The following is a 16,779-nucleotide window of genomic DNA, read 5'->3' as shown; positions in this document are numbered from 1 at the left end:
TAGCTTTATACCAGAAAAAGTGAAACAAAGTTGCAAAAAGGGATAAGTGGTTTTTATCCCTGAGGAAGAAAAATGCTCAATTATTTCAAAAAACAGCCAAATTTCAATGTATTTGATTAATGTCGCTTACTTGATACTTGGGTGTGCCCCCTTCCTGAGTTGCTACAAATGCTCCGATTTTACAGGCAAAATCCAAAATCTCCTCTGAATTTTTGCCGTCTAGGTATGTTTTGACAAATCCGCTCAAGAAAGCATCTCCAGCTCCTATGGAGTCTTTCACTTTAATTTTATACCCAGGGTGCTGTGTGATTTGTCCATTTTGATAAATCATAGCGCCCTTGGATCCCAAAGTGATGCAGATGATTTCAATGGGAAAATTATGATCCAAAAATTCACATAGACTTTCCACTGTTGCTTCTGTATTGAAGTAATCTGCGAAAATTTCTAATTCATCTTCGTTGATTTTTAGAATTTCGGTGTACCCAAGGAGAGTTTCAATCACTTCGAAATCGTAAAATGGACTTCTCAAGTTGGCATCAAAAATCCTCAATTTTTGCTTCGGGAGTAATGCTAGAAGAGTTTTGAGACTTTCATTGCTTCTAACTCCCAATGTTCCAAAAATAAAAGCATCACAGTTCTGGCTAGCCTGAATCAATTCATCTGTAATAGAGATATGATCCCAAGCCACATTGGGTAAAATGGTATACTTGATATTTTCAGGATCAGAATTGTCAACCAGGACTTTTGAGGTCTGATAAGCGTCTTTTCTTTGAATAAACTTATCCGAGATCCCATAACTCTTTATGTATTCCACTAATTTTTCTCCATCTAAATCATTTCCTATTGCGGAGATAAAATTGGAATTCAGTCCTAATTGGTGAAGATTCAGGGCCACGTTCAATGGGGCACCACCTGCTTTCGAACCGCTAGGTAAGCAATCCCATAGCATTTCACCGAAAATAAAAACTTTATGAGGCATAGTCTTGATGTAAATCTTTTTGAATTTCTTCTAGAGTTCTTCCTTTGGTTTCCGGCATTTTAAATTTCACCCAAAGGAGTTGCCAAACCATCATCAATGCAAAGAAAGCAAAGATATAGCCTGGTCCGAATGCATTGGCAAAGAAAGGAAAGACATTGGCAATTACAGCGGCTAAAATCCAGTGGGTAAAAGAGCCAAGCGATTGGCCATATGCTCTAAGTTCATTAGGAAACATTTCTGAAATGAATACCCAAATCACCGAACCTTGTCCTACTGCGTGAGAAACAATAAATCCGAAAACAAAAATAGGGAGCCAGAAAGATGGAATTCCAGGCCCCAAAAAGTTATATGCCATCAAGGATAATGAGATAATATAACCTGCGGAACCTATATACATTAACTTTTTTCTTCCCAACCGATCTATTAAATAAAGTCCTAGAAATGTGCCCAGCAAGTTGACTATTCCAATTCCTATAGTTGATATTAAAGCGTTTTCCGTGGAAATCCCCGCCATTTCAAATACTCTGGGAGCAAAGTAGATGATGGCATTAATTCCTGATACCTGATTAAAAAAGGCAATCATAACCGCTAGAAGAGTACTGGAAAGGTATTTTGAATTGAAAAGAGTTGAAATGCTTGCTTTGGACTTTTGCCTCTTTTCTTCTTCAATGGCAAGTCTAATTGCCTCTTCGGCGCCTTCAGGATCTGTCCGAGTTAAAATAGTTCTAGCTTGGCTTTGAGCATTAAATTTGGCGATCAGCCATCTTGGACTTTCAGGTATTCTGAAAATCATTGCACTGTATATCAAAGCTGGTATTCCTTCAACAATCAGCATCCATCGCCACTCTTCTGGCAAGCCAGCAGTTCCAATCAGATAATTGGAGACATAGGCGATTACAATCCCAAATACAATATTAAACTGATACAGGGCTACCAAGAGTCCCCGGTTTTTTGCAGGAGCGATTTCAGAGATATACATAGGTGCAACTACAGAGGATGCACCTACACCTAAGCCACCAATAAATCTAAAAATAGTAAAAGAGGTGACGTCCCACGCCATTCCTGAACCCACAGCGGAAACTAAATAAAATATACCTATCCAGAGTAAGCTTTTCTTTCTTCCAAACTTGTCTGCAGGTATTCCGCCTAGCAAGGCACCTATTACAGTTCCATACAAAGCTGATGCTATGGCTAATCCATGCATCCAGTCACTTAATTGCCATACTTCTTGTATCGCTCTTTCCGCACCTGAAATTACAGCTGTATCAAATCCAAATAAAAAGCCGCCAAGAGCGGCTGTGATGGAAATGAAAAAGACATATTTATTAGAAGACATAAAAAGAAATGGGGTTTATCATTCGCTAATCTAAGTAGAAGCGGCATAATTCAAAACCCCATTTATGAAATTGCCAAATCAACGAAATGGATAGATATAGCTACCAAATCTTTCTACAATAGCTCTTTCCAGACTATCTCTATGATCTGGATGAGCGATTCTCATCAATTCGTATGATCTCTGTCTCAGATTCTTTCCGTACAAATTGACGACTCCAAACTCTGTCACTACATATTGAACATGCGCTCTTGTCGTAACTACTCCAGCTCCTGGTTTTAGGAAAGGGACAATTTTTGATTCTCCTGATTTTGTGCAGGCTGTTAATGCCATAATGGGTTTTCCTCCAACGGACAGTGAAGCTCCTCTCATAAAATCCATCTGTCCACCAACTCCCGAATAATGATAGCTTCCTATCGAATCGGCACAGACTTGTCCTGTCAAATCAAGTTCAACACAGGAGTTGATCGATACTACTTTCGGGTTTTTCCTGATTACAGAAGTATCATTAACATAGGCTGCCTCATGAAAGGAGAATTCAGGGTTATCGTGGATTTCCCGGTATAATTCTGCTGAACCTGCAGTAAAAGCGGAAACTACTTTGCCGGGATGTTTTTTCTTATAGGCATTGGTGACAGCCCCCGATTTCATCAAGTTCAGGATGCCGTTGGAAAACATTTCTGTATGTACTCCCAAATCTTTATGATGATGAAGGCTATTTAAAACTGCATCAGGAATTGCACCAATGCCCATTTGAAGGGTTGATCTGTCCTCTATAATAGAAGCTATATGATTGCCAATCTGAATTTCCTTTTCCGTAATTTTTCCGAGATAGTTTACTTCAGGTAGTGGTTCGTCTACATAGATAGCTTTATCAAATTTTGAAATATGAATATGTCCATCTCCATGTGTTCGAGGCATTTGCTTATTGACTTGCGCAATAATCAATTTGGCGGTTTCAACTGCAGGTTTGGCAATATCTACTGAGGTTCCCAACGAACAAAACCCGTGTGCATCAGGCTCTGAAACCTGAATCATTGCTACATCAATTTCCAAAATTTTATTCCTAAAAAGGTGTCCGATTTCACTCAAGAAAATAGGGACATAGCCCCCCTGATCTGTATTGACGGCAGTTCTGATATTAGTTGAAACGAAAAGAGAATTCATAAAGAAACTCCCTTTACAATCGGGTTCTACCAAAGGCATAGGACCTAGCGTAGTGATTGCTACGATTTCGACATTTTTCAATTCTTTTTTTCTGTCTGCCAATGCATACAAAAGAGTGGTGGGGGTTGCTGCACTTCCGTGAATAAATACGCGTTGATGGCTTTGAACTAGCTGAACCGCATCAGCTGCTGTGGTATAGTTGATCATTTTCAATTTTTTTATTCCCCAAAGGTTTAAATTAAGATGATAAAAAAAGATGACAATTGTCAGCTAACCGCTTGATTTATCTGTTTGCCTACCAAATAATATTTTGTTTGATCACATGTTTTAAACCTAAGGCAGCCTTAAATTTGTTATATTCGCAGACTGAAAAGATCGGCTTGAATGTCGTTTCAAAGCCCAAAAAATAGAGTACATAAACCCATAAGTATGACTACCCAAGCGGAGATTTATAAGCCAAAAAATCACATTCGTATTGTCACTGCAGCCTCACTTTTTGATGGGCATGATGCAGCGATCAATATTATGAGAAGAATCATTCAATCCACTGGTTGTGAAGTGATTCATTTAGGACACAATCGCTCGGTTCAGGAGATTGTCGATTGTGCGATTCAGGAAGATGTCCAAGCTATTGCCATTACTTCCTATCAGGGAGGGCACGTAGAATTTTTTAAATACATGTATGATTTGCTTCATGAAAAAGGAGCGGGGCATATCAAACTTTTCGGAGGGGGAGGTGGAACAATCCTTCCTGAAGAGATCAAGGAATTGCATGAATATGGTATTTCCAGAATCTATGCTCCTGACGATGGAAGAGCAATGGGTCTTCAGGGAATGATCAATGACTTAGTAAAGCAATGCGACTTTCCAATTGGAGATGAGTTGCCGGAAGAATTTGCTCTGGAAAGAGATAAAAAAAATCATGTAGCCAGACTGATCTCTGCTTTTGAAAACTTCCCTGATCAATCCAAAAAATTGTTGGAAGAAGTAAGATCAAAAAGCAAGGCGTCAAAAACCCCGGTTTTGGGAATTACAGGAACTGGAGGGGCTGGAAAATCTTCCTTGGTTGATGAATTGGTCAGGAGATTTGTTTTGGATTTTGAAGACAAAACTCTCGCAATCATATCCGTAGACCCTTCCAAAAGAAAAACTGGAGGAGCTCTTTTGGGAGATAGAATCCGCATGAATGCAATTCATCATCCCAGAGTGTTTATGAGGTCTCTGGCCACCAGACAATCAAACTTAGCTCTATCTCGATATGTCCAAGATGCTGTAGATACTGTGAAAGCGGCTGGATTTGACTTGGTGATTTTAGAAACATCAGGTATTGGTCAGTCAGATACAGAAATTATCGAGCATTCAGATTTATCCCTCTACGTGATGACTCCGGAATATGGTGCCGCATCTCAATTGGAGAAGATCGATATGCTGGATTTTGCAGATATCATTGCACTGAACAAGTTTGATAAAAGAGGGGCTCTAGATGCTATTCGGGATGTGAAAAAGCAATTCAAACGCAATCACAATCTATGGGAAGCGAAAGACGAAGATTTACCTGTTTTCGGTACCATTGCTTCTCAATTCAACGATCCGGGAATGAATCAGCTTTATAAGGCAATCATTTCCAAAGTCAATGAGAAGTTTGAGTCTTTTGAAAGCAGTTCCGAATTGACATCCGGTAGTTCTGAAAAGATCTATATTATTCCACCTGCAAGGACCCGATATCTAAGCGAGATTACTGAGAACAACAGGAACTACGACAAGTGGGTAGAAGAGCAAAAAGAGATTGCTCAAAAGCTTTATTCGATTCGGAAATCAATTGACACTATTGAAGAATCCGGTGTAGAGGACAAAGACAGATTGAAAAAAGAATTAGAAGAAGTCTATACTCAAGTCGAGCTGAATTTAGATCCAAAAAATAAGAAATGGCTGGAAGAGTGGCCAGAAGAAGCCGCTAGATATCAGGAGGATTTCTATGTTTTCAAAGTAAGGGATAAGGAGATCAAGGTAAAAACTTTCCATAAATCACTTGCGGATTCAAGAATTCCGAAGGTTTCACTTCCTAAGTATGAAGCTTGGGGTGAGTTATTAAAATGGGGACTTAGAGAAAACGTACCTGGAAAATTCCCTTACACTGCTGGAGTTTTCCCTTTCAAAAGAGAAGGTGAAGATCCTACTAGAATGTTTGCGGGTGAAGGTGGGCCTGAGCGTACCAACAAGCGATTCCACTATGTTTCGAAGGATATGCCGGCCAAGCGATTGTCCACGGCTTTTGACTCCGTGACTCTTTATGGTGAGGATCCTGATTATAGACCGGATATTTATGGCAAAATTGGTAATTCTGGAGTAAATGTTTGCTGCTTGGATGATGCTAAGAAGCTCTATTCAGGATTTAATCTGGTAGACCCTTTGACTTCAGTCTCGATGACTATCAATGGCCCCGCAGCTACCATGACTGCATTTTTCATGAATGCAGCTATTGATCAGCAATGTGAGGTTTATATTAAAGCCAATGGTTTGGAAGATGAAATCAATCAGAAAATTGATGCCATTTACCAAAAGAAAGGGCTGAAAAGACCAACTTACAATGCCGAGATTCCTGAAGGCAATGATGGCTTGGGCTTGATGCTTTTGGGTGTGACCGGAGATCAGGTTTTGCCGAAAGAGGTATATGAAAAAATCAAAGCAGATACCATTTCTAAAGTAAGGGGGACTGTTCAGGCAGATATTCTCAAAGAAGATCAGGCACAAAATACCTGTATTTTCTCCACGGAGTTTTCTCTGAGGCTCATGGGTGATGTGCAGCAATATTTCATTCAAAACAAAGTCAGAAACTTTTATTCAGTTTCTATTTCTGGATATCATATTGCTGAAGCTGGAGCTAATCCTATCACGCAATTGGCATTAACGCTTTCCAATGGGTTCACGTATGTGGAATACTATGTTTCCAGAGGAATGGATGTCAATGATTTTGCCCCAAATCTATCGTTCTTCTTTTCCAATGGAATTGATCCGGAGTATGCGGTAATTGGACGAGTGGCTAGAAGAATCTGGGCCAAAGCGATGAAGCTGAAGTATGGGGCGAATGAACGCTCGCAAATGCTGAAGTATCATATTCAGACCTCTGGAAGGTCTCTACATGCACAAGAGATTGATTTCAATGATATCAGAACGACGCTACAGGCATTGTATGCGATTTATGATAACTGTAATTCCCTACATACCAATGCGTATGATGAAGCGATTACAACTCCAACTGAAGCATCAGTAAGGAGAGCAATGGCGATTCAGTTGATCATCAATAAAGAATTAGGATTAGCTAAAAATGAAAACCCATTGCAGGGCGCTTTCATTATTGAAGAATTGACTGATTTGGTGGAAGAAGCGGTTTACGTAGAGTTTGATAGAATCACAGAAAGAGGGGGAGTACTGGGAGCTATGGAGACCATGTACCAAAGAGGAAAAATTCAGGAAGAGAGCATGCATTATGAAATGCTGAAGCATACTGGAGAGTATCCGATTATTGGTGTGAATACATTCCTATCCAGTGAAGGTTCTCCAACTGTAACTCCTGGGGAAGTGATTCGAGCTACTCAAGAGGAAAAAGAAGCTCAGATTCAGACTTTGAAAAGCTTACATCAAGCTTATGAAGGCAAAGAAGAAGAGCAATTGATGTCCTTGAAGAAAGCTGCTATTCAAAACGAGAATGTATTTGAGCGATTAATGGAAGCATCTAAGTATTGTTCTTTGGGACAAATTACGAGAGCGCTTTATGAGGTTGGTGGTCAATATAGAAGAAACATGTAAGGGTAAGCCTTTCAAATAGAATAAAGATTAAGTGCTATGTCAAAAAGAAATGTAACTGTCCGAATGAAAGCGGACTATGAATACGAAGCTGTAAATCCCCAGGGAAATGTAGTTCAGATCGATATGTACGATGCCCCTACCAAAAAAGCACAATCTCCCATGGATTTGCTATTATCGGCAGTGGGTGGCTGTGCTTCTGTGGATGCAGTTTTGATGATGAAGAAAAAAAGAAGAGAGATAGTCGATTTTTCGGTGGAAGTGGAAGGAATTCGAAATGACGGAGTACCTGCATTTTATACCGATATCCACTTAAAATTCATTTTAATTTCCCCCAATGCAACAGAGGAGGAGTTTGAAAAAGTGGTTGCGCTATCCGTTGACAAATATTGTTCAGTTGCTTCTTCTTTAAAGTCCAGATTAACGTATAGTTCTGAGGTAAAGAGACCAGGATGAGAGTAGTCAAGGAATTAATCCGGGAGGAAATACGAATTAGTATTTTCTCCTGGAATAATAAGTACATCTTGAAATTTGAGTTTGGTCCCATGGAGCAGACTTTCAAGTTAAACGAGATGGATGTTTTGGAAGAAGCAGACTTGGAAAGCTTTCTGGAAGGAGATTTTTTTAAGCAAATAGTTGAAAGATTTCATGAAATGGGAAAATCATTTCGTGCTCAGTTGGAAAATCTTTAATTTCCCGCAAAGCATATGATACATGAGAGCCCCAATACTATTTTTAGTTTCTATTCTACTTCTTTTTTCGGCATGTTCTGACCTTCGGGAAAAGAAAAAGAAGGCTGATAAAGCAAGTTTACAGGAATTAGTATCTTCCTTTGAAAGCCACGCAAATGCACTTGAAAAAGAGATTGACTCGGTCTCAACTTTTTATGATTCTTTGATCAGGAACAAAGACAAAATTCTTAGAGACTTAGAGGGGTATAAGTACAAGATGAATGGGCCATTCTCTGAAGGTCTGTATGTGAAAGAGGAAAATTACAGTTCCATTATCATCTTGAATTCAACGGAAGATTATGCCAAAGCGAGGCAGGAAGTGAAATTTACCAATGGTTTGGATGAAATTTTTTCTAAGATTTATAAGCGTTATGATATCATAGCGCAGATCTATTCCAATTCAGAAAATCAAGTTTCGAGAGTTTATCCCTTTTATGATGCTGTGGGAATAGTAGACCCAAATATTAATGTCAAGGACTTTAATTTTTATTACAAAGCAGATCAAGAAAATAATCCTAGTAGGGAATATGTATGGATACCCGAACCATATATCGATCCGGCTGGGCAAGGATGGATTTTGTCACTAATCAAGCCGGTGTATGATCAAGATGAATTATTTGCTGTTTTGGGTATTGATATCACAGTAGACCATCTGATCCAAAGATTTTTGGAAGACACTAATGGGGACTATCTAATTGTAAACAAAAAAGGGGACATAGTAGCGGGAAAGTCTACTGCCATCGAGGCCTTGAGCATGCCTCCACTGAAAAACCATGTTTATAGGGAAACTATCCGGTCGGATAATTTCAGAATTTCTGATTTTAATCTATTCAATAGTAAAAGTAGGGAAGTTCGAAAAATGGGTCAGGCTTTCCTTTTGGAATCTAAAGATCAATTTGAATTTAAAGAGGAAAGTTATCTATCTGATGCAGTTTGCAGGGCCTTCAAAGAGATAGAGTGGTATGCCATTAAAATCAATATCAAAAGCTAATGGAAACTAATAAGCCTTACCGTATTGATTTTTGGCTAACCTTAGTCATTGGATCACTTTTAGTCCTTTTGGTAATCACCTTGGGATTAAGTTTTTTCATGGCAATTTTTAATGCTCAGTTAAATTCCAGAAAGGAATTTTTAAATAAACAAACTGAGCTAGCGTCCCGTGGAATTGAACTTGAGATTAGAAGATTTGAAGAAGAGTCCAAGGAATTAATCAATTATCTGGAGGATCCCAATCACGAGCTGGATGACTATGATGAAGAATTCACCTATGCGGTTAGAAGATTGTTTAATTCTTTCCCCCAATTAGTAGATACAGTCTGGGTGGATATGATGGATTCGGTTTTAGTTTTCAATAAAAATGATAGAACGGAATTTTTTCGAACCCAGTCTGACACAGGTTTTCCTTCGACTGATGAAAAGAGATTTTCCAACTTGATATTAGGGAAAAAGGGCTTTCGTGTCCTTTATTCACTGGATTTAGTCTCCTTTGCAAAGGAGTATGTGATGAATTATTATCTAAATCCAGGCGGTGGTAAATTCTTGATTTATGATGATCGGCTAATTCCTTTAAACAATAATTCTATTCAGATTCAAGCAAGCAAAATTGCAGATTTAGAGAATGATTTGGCTTTAGGCTTGAAAGGCTTTTATGAAGCTTCTTGGCAAAGGAACGATGAGGAGACAAGTGGAATTATTGCCCAGTATCCATTTAGTTTTGTGCTTTCCAGTGAATCTGGAGCGATGGTCTTTGCCGTTCCTGCAGAAAGTTTGACTTCGGGGATTTACCAAACGTATTTTTTCCTTTTTCTAGGTTTTGTTGCCTTGTTGATATTTACTGTGGGATTTTTTGTAGTTTCTTTAAAGAATAATTTAGAGTTTCAAAGAACTCAAGAAGCTAATATTCAAGAGATCAGCGAGCTATTTGATCAACAGAATTTATTACTTCAAGAGCTTAAAGGTTTTGTTTATTTCCACGACGCCAAAGGGCAGATAACTCGTATTAGTGATGAGGTTCGAGATATTTTAGGCATGGAACCTCATGAGTTTAGATCTGCTTTCAAAGAAGAATCAGAAAATGCGGAGGTTCAGAATCTCCGATCCATTATTTTTCAGGCCCTGGATGAAAAAAGGGATTTGGTGGACTTTGAGTATGACTTCATCATGCCGGATGGAAAAAGGATCCGACTCAAAGTTTTTGAAAAATTGATTTTTGATGATGCCGGTCATTTCAACGGAGGTATGGGAATCTGTACTGACATCACCGATACCTATCAATCAAGAATCAAGTTGATAGAAAGTGAGAATAGGCTAAGAACTCTAATTGGCAATATTCCGGATAATATTTTTCTGTATGATAATGACAGTAGAGTTATTGATTTCCATGTTCAGGACAAAGAAGAATTGGAAGAACCCTCCCGTCAAACTTTAGGGAAAAGCTTGCATGAATTTGTGCCTCATGGTCAAACCGAAATGGTTTTAGAAGCTTTTTACAAGGCTAGAGAAAAACGATCCATTCAAACTATTAATGTGAAATGGGAAGGTCCGAAAGGGGAGAGGCATTTTGAAATGAGATTCTTTCCCTTAGATGCTGAGAAAATGATGTCTATTTCAAAAGATATTACTACTCAGAAGATTTGGGAAAAAGGATTGGTGGATGCTATGAATGCTGCTGATCAGGCAAGCAAAGCGAAGTCAGACTTTCTTGCCAATATGAGTCATGAGATCAGAACCCCGATGAATGGATTATTGGGAATTATAGACCTCTTGGAGCAAACCAAGTTGAATACGATTCAACAGCAATATGTTGATATCATCAAAAATTCCGGAAATATGCTCCTTGGTATAATCAAGGATATTTTGGACTACTCTAAAATTGAAGCCGGAAAAGTTGAAATTTTCAATGAGGTATTTGATCCTATGCAGGAGCTTGAGAATCAGGCACAGATACTTTCAGGACTGGCAAATAAAAAAGACATAGCATTCAATTTTCAATCAGATAGCAAACAGGACTTTTTAGCACAAGGAGATAAAGTGAAAATCAATCAGATTTTCTTGAACCTCGTGGGAAATGCGATCAAGTTTACGCCTGAAAAAGGGAAAGTAGACGTCAGCGTAGGATTGGAGCAAATAAGCGGTGATGCTTATTTTATCAATTGTAAAATTATCGATACTGGAATAGGCATATCCGATGAGCATTTAGAGAAGTTAAGCGAACCATTTTATCAGATAGACAGCTCTGCAACCCGAAACTATCAAGGAACCGGCTTGGGACTAGCTATAGCGAAAAAGCTTATAGAGCTCTTAGGAGGAGATTTAGTTATCAGTAGTGAAAAGGGTATAGGTTCTGTATTTGAATTTTCTGTTTTGGTCAAAAAAGTAGAGAAGGATAGTCTGAAAATTGACAAGAAGGAATTGTCTTGGGCTGAGGTCAAAGAAATGGGTGAGACACACCCTCTGAAAATTCTTTTGACTGAAGATAATGACTTGAACCTACAATTGATGAAGTTAATGCTAAATCAATTGGGTTTTCAATACGAGGTTGCCAGAAATGGAGAGGAAGCTGTGGAAAAAGTAAAAGAGCAGGATTTTGATATAGTCCTGATGGATGTACAGATGCCTATAATGAATGGTCTTGAAGCTACCGATGAGATTAGAAAGCTCCCTAAGAAAAGGGATCTTGTGATTATAGGACTTTCAGCAAACGTTTTTGATGAAGACCAAATGAAAGCAATAGAGTCTGGGATGGATGATTATCTAACAAAGCCAATACGATTAGCTGTATTGGCTGAAAGATTGGAACATTATTATAAAAAAATTATAGAAAAGAGGAAAAAATAAACCCCGACTCAAGCCGGGGTCAATATTAAAAGGAAGAATTCATATCAAACTCCTCTAAATAATCTGCTACTTTTCTGACAAACATTCCTCCCAAAGATCCGTCAACAACTCTATGGTCATAGGAATGGGATAAGAACATTTTATGTCGAATGGCAATCACGTCTCCAGTAGGTGTTTCTACCACCGCAGGTTTTTTGACGATTGCACCAACGGCCATAATCGCAACTTGAGGCTGAGGAATGATAGGAGTACCCATGACATTCCCGAATGAGCCAACATTGGATACGGTATATGTGCCTCCCGAAAGGTCATCGGCAGTCAATTTGTTATTTCTTGCTCTATTGGCTAGATCGTTTACTTTTTTGGAAATACCCACCAAGTTTAACTGATCCGCATTTTTAATGATTGGAACAATCAGGTTTCCAGACGGTAATGCTACAGCCATTCCTACGTTGATATCCTTCTTCTTGATAATTCTATCTCCATCCACGGAGATATTGATCATTGGGAAATCTCTGATTGCTTTGGCGATGGCTTCAATGAAGAATGGAGTATAGGTAATAGATTCTCCGTATTTCTTTTTGTAGGCTTCTTTATTTTTCTCCCTCCATAATACGATGTTAGTCATATCAGCCTCAACAAAAGATGTTACGTGCGGAGAAATTCTCTTGGAATCCACCATACGCTGCGCAATCATCTTGCGCATTCTATCCATCTCGATAATTTCATCATTGGCCGAAACGCTCACTTGAACTTTAGGTTCAGCTATGGATGGGCTTGGAGAGGAAGCACTTGGTGCAGCTTTTCTGTTTTTTACATATTCCAACATGTCCTGCTTAGTTACTCGGCCTTCTTTGCCGGTACCAGGTATTTTGGATAGTTCAGAAGCGTCAATTCCTTCCTCTTTTGCAATGCTTTTGACAAGAGGAGAATAGAATCTATCATCTCCATCCGCTACTACTGGCTCTGGGCTTGAGATCAAGGTCTCAGTTTTCTCCGGAGCAGCGGCTACTAGTTCGTCTTTAGCCTCTTCCTTAGGCTTAGAAGCATTAGCTGGGGCGGCTTCTTCACCGGCAGTTTCAATGATGGCAATTGGAGCACCTACAGCTATTACCTCTCCCTCTTTAGCCAATATTTTTTTCAAAACACCAGCATGGGTTGCAGGTACTTCTGTATCCACCTTATCAGTGGCAACCTCCAGGACAGATTCATCCTGCTCAATAGGGTCGCCTTCTTTTTTTAACCAGGTAAGGATGGTGCCTTCTATGATACTTTCGCCCATTTTAGGCATCAGCATTTCTACACTCGCCATACTATTTTCGGTATTTAATTGGGTTTACATTCAACTTTTAAAATTAAATTTTAAAAACATTTGAAACAAACCTTTAGTATAAAATTTTATTTGTTGTATTGAGAGATACAAACTCTTAATAAATTCAAAACAGCAACCCCAGTTAATTGAATATTTAATAATCTGTCTTGGGTCAATTGTAATTTTTTTGCTTCTGAAAAGCCATCTCCGGCACAAGCTATCCAAACAGTTCCAACTGGTTTTTCATCTGTTCCACCATCAGGTCCGGCTATCCCACTAGAGGCTAAACCGAAGTCGGCATGAAATAAACTTCTTATTCCTTTTGCCATTTCATGGACAGTTTCTTCGCTCACAGCTCCAAAATTCGCTAAAGTATCCTCTTTTACTCCTAGGATATCTATTTTGTATTGGTTGTGATAAGGAACCAAAGAACCTTGAAAATAATCACTACATCCAGGGATGCTTGTTACCAAATGGGAAATATATCCTCCCGAACAGCTCTCAGCCAAAGCTAGGGTTTTCCCGGCTTTCTTCAAAAGCTTGCCGATAGCAGTTTCCAGAGTTTCTTCATTAAACCCGTATACGTACTTTTCAATTTTAGGTAATACTAGCTGGATTTGATTTTCCACTTCTTTCTGGATTTGAATCAAATCCTTGCCAAAACCTGTTAACCTCAGTTTCACATGTCCCAGCGAAGGAAGGTAAGCTAATCTGATATGCTCAGGCAACGCATTTTCCCAATCAGCTATCAAATCAGCCAACCAGCTTTCGCCAATACCGGCGGTTTTTATAACCTTGTGATAGATTACTGGCAGCTCAAACAGGCTTGGTAATTTGGGTAAAACAAAGTCATTCATGAGCCTCTTCATCTCATGAGGTACACCTGGCATGGACATCCAATAAGTTTCATTCTGATCAAACCACATGCCCGGCGCAGTTCCCACTGGATTTGGAACGTATTCACAACAGGAAGGTAAATGTCCCTGTAAGACATTCAAAGGGGTCATTTCTCGGCCTCTTCTTTTGAAAAACTCTGTAATAGCTTTAACAGCATCCGGAACTTCAATTACAGGGCAATTGAAATACTCAGCCAATAAGGGCTTGGTCAAGTCATCCTGAGTTGGGCCAAGCCCACCTGTAATAAGCACTAAATCCGCCCTTTTTTCAGCCTCTGAAAAAGCCTTTAAAATATCATCTCTATTATCACCGACGGTAGTTTTTCTTACCACCTTTACACCTTTTAGGTCTAATTGCTGGGAAATCCAGTGACTATTGGTGTCCATGATTTGTCCATATAGCAATTCGTCTCCTATGGCTATGATTTCTGCTTTTACTAGCTTCATTTACTTATCTGACTTTGGCTTTTGTTAGGAATTTGGCAAATATGCCTGGGAAGAATCTTTTCAGGTAAACTCCCATTGTTTCTTTTCCTCCAATCAATACTTCCCGTTTTTGTTTGGTTATAGCTTGAAAAATTTGATTAGCACACTCATCTGGACTCATTCCGTTTGCCTGTGCATCATCCATTAAGTTTAAGGGACTTCCATCCGAAGTTAAAGCATTGACAGAAACCTGGGTTTTGATAAAGCCTGGACAGATCAAGGTAACTTGAATTTGATCCTGATGATGCTCTGCTCTCAATGTATCGAAAAAACCATGTAGAGCGTGTTTAGAGGCGGCATAAGATGATCTAAATGGGGTGCCAAATTTCCCTACCAAACTAGTCACAACCCCAAAATGCCCCTTTTTTCGGTGGATAAAATGGGGTAAAAGGGCTTTGGTCAAAGTGATGGTCCCAAAATAATTTACTTCCATCAAGCGACGGTCTACATCTAAAGCTGTCTCGTGAATAAGAGAGCGCTGACTGATTCCTCCATTATGTAAAAGCACATCAACATGACCAAAAAGTCCAATTGCCTTTTGTACCAATTCATCCACATTTCCTAGTTCAGCAAGATCTAGAGGAAGTATTTGACTGTTTTCCGGGTAGTTAAGAGAGCTTTGAACTCTGGTCAACTCTTTTTTATTTCTGGCAGATAGGATTACTCTATATCCTTCTTGATTGAATTTTTTACAGCAGGCCTCGCCGATTCCTGAGGATGCACCGGTTATCCAAATCACTTTGTTTTCACTCATAGTGACTCTTTTTTTCGTAATCTACAAAGGAAAAAGCATAAGCATGCTTTTCATCTGCCGGATGGAATTCTCTGAAAGTTTCCTTCCAGTTACTCTTATCGAATTCAGGGAAAAAAGTATCTCCTTCAGGTGAGACTTCTACCTCAGTCAAAAGCATCTTATCAGCCATTTTTAGTGTCTGTGTATAAATCTCTCCACCTCCAATGACAAAGAGCTTATCTAAATCCAGTTTCTTGCAGAATGTAAATGCTTTCTCAAAGCTGGTGAACTGGTAATGTCCTTCAGGAACTTGATAGTTTGGATCACGGGTAATTACTAGATGTGTTCTATTGGGCAATGGCTTTCCCAATGACTCAAAGGTTTTGCGCCCCATCAAAAGGTAATTGCCAGTGGTGATGGCTTTGAACCTTTTAAAATCAGCAGGGAGTCTCCAAAGCAATTCATTGTCTTTGCCCAAAACTCTATTTTTCCCTATTGCGGCTATTAATATTAATTCCATAAAAGATTACTTGACCGATTTAAAACGTTTTAGCCTTATTGACTCCTATTCAAATTTATATCCTCTTAGAAAGTCCTCGACTTTCATTCGTTTTTTTCCTTCAATTTGTAGCTCCAGTATGCCCAGTTGTCCTTTTGAAGTTCCTATTCTCAAATAAGTTTTTCCGTCGGTATAAAGCTTCCCAGGTTCAGAATTACTTGAAGAGAACAGCAACTCCGTTTGATAGATTTTGCAAAATTTACCATCTAACTCTGTCCAAGCTGCAGGGTAGGGAGAGAGTCCCCTTACCAGGTTGTGAATGTCTTCCGCCGTATTTTCCCATTTTATTTTGCAGGTTTCCTTGAAAATTTTCGGAGCATGATGAATGGCTTTACTTTCATCTTGTGGTAGAGCTTTCACTTCATCTTTGGCAATATCTTCGACAGTTTTTAGAACTAAGTCAGAGCCTATATTCATCAACTTTTCGTACACATCTCCCAAGTTTTCTTCTGGAAGAATTGGGACCTTTTCTTGATAAATGATGCTCCCGGTATCGATCTCGTGTTTGAGAAAAAAAGTAGTGACTCCCGTTTCGGTTTCTCCGTTGATAATAGCCCAGTTGATAGGAGCAGCCCCACGATAATTTGGAAGTAATGAGGCATGAAGGTTAAAAGTGCCTAAGGGGGGCATACTCCAAACTGATTCAGGCAACATTCTAAAAGCCACCACAATTTGAAGGTCAGCTTTCAAGCTTTTTAGTTCTTCCTGAAACTCCTCACTTTTGAGATTTTTTGGTTGTAGTATATTCAAGCCAAGTTTTTCTGCAGCTTGCTTAACAGGTGAGCCTACCAGCTTTTGCCCACGTCCTTGAGGCTTATCAGGAGCTGTAATTACACCTACGACATTCCAACCTGCTTCTACTAATTTTTCCAATGCTGGCACCGCAAATTCAGGAGTGCCCATGTATACTATTCTAAGATTTTTATTACTCATGAAGTTGGT

13 protein-coding genes are annotated in these 16,779 nt (G+C 39.1%); 5 read left to right on the top strand and 8 right to left on the bottom strand.

What is annotated here, in order from left to right; genetic code table 11:
* Positions 1 to 103: 103 nt before the first annotated feature.
* From B2906_RS05575 to B2906_RS05565, 3 genes are all read right to left on the bottom strand, one after another.
* Positions 104 to 979, bottom strand: coding sequence for a carbohydrate kinase family protein (locus B2906_RS05575; protein ID WP_219959015.1), 876 nt, complete (start codon positions 977 to 979; stop codon positions 104 to 106).
* Positions 969 to 2,315 carry a sugar porter family MFS transporter gene (locus B2906_RS05570; protein ID WP_219959014.1) on the bottom strand — a complete coding sequence of 449 codons (1,347 nt, stop codon included), beginning with the start codon at positions 2,313 to 2,315 and terminating at the stop codon, positions 969 to 971. The genes B2906_RS05575 and B2906_RS05570 overlap by 11 nt, the downstream gene beginning before the upstream one ends.
* A 78-nt stretch (positions 2,316 to 2,393) precedes the next feature.
* Positions 2,394 to 3,686, bottom strand: coding sequence for an acetyl-CoA hydrolase/transferase family protein (locus B2906_RS05565; protein ID WP_219959013.1), 1,293 nt, complete (start codon positions 3,684 to 3,686; stop codon positions 2,394 to 2,396).
* Between the two features lie 222 nt (positions 3,687 to 3,908).
* On the opposite strand from B2906_RS05565, the gene B2906_RS05560 reads away from it, so the two are divergent.
* The 5 genes from B2906_RS05560 to B2906_RS05540 are packed head-to-tail and all read left to right on the top strand — an operon-like array spanning position 3,909 to position 11,851.
* On the top strand, positions 3,909 to 7,286 hold the full coding sequence (locus B2906_RS05560; RefSeq protein WP_219959012.1) for a methylmalonyl-CoA mutase family protein: 3,378 nt from the start codon (positions 3,909 to 3,911) through the stop codon (positions 7,284 to 7,286).
* Positions 7,287 to 7,322: 36 nt separating this feature from the next.
* Complete coding sequence (locus tag B2906_RS05555; RefSeq protein WP_219959011.1) at positions 7,323 to 7,739, top strand: OsmC family protein; 417 nt, start codon at positions 7,323 to 7,325, stop codon at positions 7,737 to 7,739.
* On the top strand, positions 7,736 to 7,975 hold the full coding sequence (locus B2906_RS05550; protein WP_091650345.1) for a hypothetical protein: 240 nt from the start codon (positions 7,736 to 7,738) through the stop codon (positions 7,973 to 7,975). Before B2906_RS05555 ends, B2906_RS05550 begins: the two co-directional genes overlap by 4 nt.
* A 22-nt stretch (positions 7,976 to 7,997) precedes the next feature.
* Positions 7,998 to 9,005, top strand: a complete 1,008-nt coding sequence (locus B2906_RS05545) for a hypothetical protein (protein WP_286935858.1) — start codon at positions 7,998 to 8,000, stop codon at positions 9,003 to 9,005.
* Positions 9,005 to 11,851, top strand: a complete 2,847-nt coding sequence (locus tag B2906_RS05540; protein ID WP_286935857.1) for a PAS domain-containing hybrid sensor histidine kinase/response regulator — start codon at positions 9,005 to 9,007, stop codon at positions 11,849 to 11,851. The genes B2906_RS05545 and B2906_RS05540 overlap by 1 nt, the downstream gene beginning before the upstream one ends.
* 25 nt (positions 11,852 to 11,876) lie before the next feature.
* On the opposite strand, the gene B2906_RS05535 is transcribed toward B2906_RS05540, so the two are convergent.
* The 5 genes from B2906_RS05535 to fmt form a co-directional block, all read right to left on the bottom strand.
* Positions 11,877 to 13,163: a dihydrolipoamide acetyltransferase family protein gene (locus B2906_RS05535; RefSeq protein WP_219959009.1), complete on the bottom strand. Its 1,287-nt coding sequence runs from the start codon at positions 13,161 to 13,163 to the stop codon at positions 11,877 to 11,879.
* Between the two features lie 86 nt (positions 13,164 to 13,249).
* Positions 13,250 to 14,506 (bottom strand): competence/damage-inducible protein A, encoded by a 1,257-nt coding sequence (locus tag B2906_RS05530; RefSeq protein ID WP_286935856.1) that lies wholly within the window; start codon positions 14,504 to 14,506, stop codon positions 13,250 to 13,252.
* Positions 14,507 to 14,510: 4 nt separating this feature from the next.
* Positions 14,511 to 15,299: an SDR family oxidoreductase gene (locus B2906_RS05525; protein ID WP_286935855.1), complete on the bottom strand. Its 789-nt coding sequence runs from the start codon at positions 15,297 to 15,299 to the stop codon at positions 14,511 to 14,513.
* Positions 15,292 to 15,798: a dihydrofolate reductase gene (locus B2906_RS05520; RefSeq protein ID WP_286935854.1), complete on the bottom strand. Its 507-nt coding sequence runs from the start codon at positions 15,796 to 15,798 to the stop codon at positions 15,292 to 15,294. The genes B2906_RS05525 and B2906_RS05520 overlap by 8 nt, the downstream gene beginning before the upstream one ends.
* Positions 15,799 to 15,843: 45 nt before the next feature.
* On the bottom strand, positions 15,844 to 16,770 hold the full coding sequence (gene fmt / locus B2906_RS05515) for a methionyl-tRNA formyltransferase (RefSeq protein ID WP_286935853.1): 927 nt from the start codon (positions 16,768 to 16,770) through the stop codon (positions 15,844 to 15,846).
* Between the last annotated feature and the right edge of the window lie 9 nt (positions 16,771 to 16,779).

The sequence above is a fragment of the Algoriphagus sp. UBA3586 genome (genome assembly GCF_002376385.1).
GTDB classification, from domain to species: domain Bacteria; phylum Bacteroidota; class Bacteroidia; order Cytophagales; family Cyclobacteriaceae; genus Algoriphagus; species Algoriphagus ornithinivorans.
This window is presented reverse-complemented; position numbering and strand designations above follow the sequence as displayed.

Bases quoted from the DNA above. Each gene is read 5' to 3' on its own strand.
- B2906_RS05520 (WP_286935854.1), bottom strand. From the start codon at position 15,798: ATGGAATTAATATTAATAGCCGCAATAGGGAAAAATAGAGTTTTGGGC.
- B2906_RS05570 (WP_219959014.1), bottom strand. From the start codon at position 2,315: ATGTCTTCTAATAAATATGTCTTTTTCATTTCCATCACAGCCGCTCTT.
- fmt (WP_286935853.1), bottom strand. From the start codon at position 16,770: ATGAGTAATAAAAATCTTAGAATAGTATACATGGGCACTCCTGAATTT.
- B2906_RS05530 (WP_286935856.1), bottom strand. From the start codon at position 14,506: ATGAAGCTAGTAAAAGCAGAAATCATAGCCATAGGAGACGAATTGCTA.
- B2906_RS05540 (WP_286935857.1), top strand. From the start codon at position 9,005: ATGGAAACTAATAAGCCTTACCGTATTGATTTTTGGCTAACCTTAGTC.
- B2906_RS05560 (WP_219959012.1), top strand. From the start codon at position 3,909: ATGACTACCCAAGCGGAGATTTATAAGCCAAAAAATCACATTCGTATT.
- B2906_RS05545 (WP_286935858.1), top strand. From the start codon at position 7,998: ATGAGAGCCCCAATACTATTTTTAGTTTCTATTCTACTTCTTTTTTCG.
- B2906_RS05555 (WP_219959011.1), top strand. From the start codon at position 7,323: ATGTCAAAAAGAAATGTAACTGTCCGAATGAAAGCGGACTATGAATAC.
- B2906_RS05550 (WP_091650345.1), top strand. From the start codon at position 7,736: ATGAGAGTAGTCAAGGAATTAATCCGGGAGGAAATACGAATTAGTATT.
- B2906_RS05565 (WP_219959013.1), bottom strand. From the start codon at position 3,686: ATGATCAACTATACCACAGCAGCTGATGCGGTTCAGCTAGTTCAAAGC.
- B2906_RS05525 (WP_286935855.1), bottom strand. From the start codon at position 15,299: ATGAGTGAAAACAAAGTGATTTGGATAACCGGTGCATCCTCAGGAATC.
- B2906_RS05535 (WP_219959009.1), bottom strand. From the start codon at position 13,163: ATGGCGAGTGTAGAAATGCTGATGCCTAAAATGGGCGAAAGTATCATA.
- B2906_RS05575 (WP_219959015.1), bottom strand. From the start codon at position 979: ATGCCTCATAAAGTTTTTATTTTCGGTGAAATGCTATGGGATTGCTTA.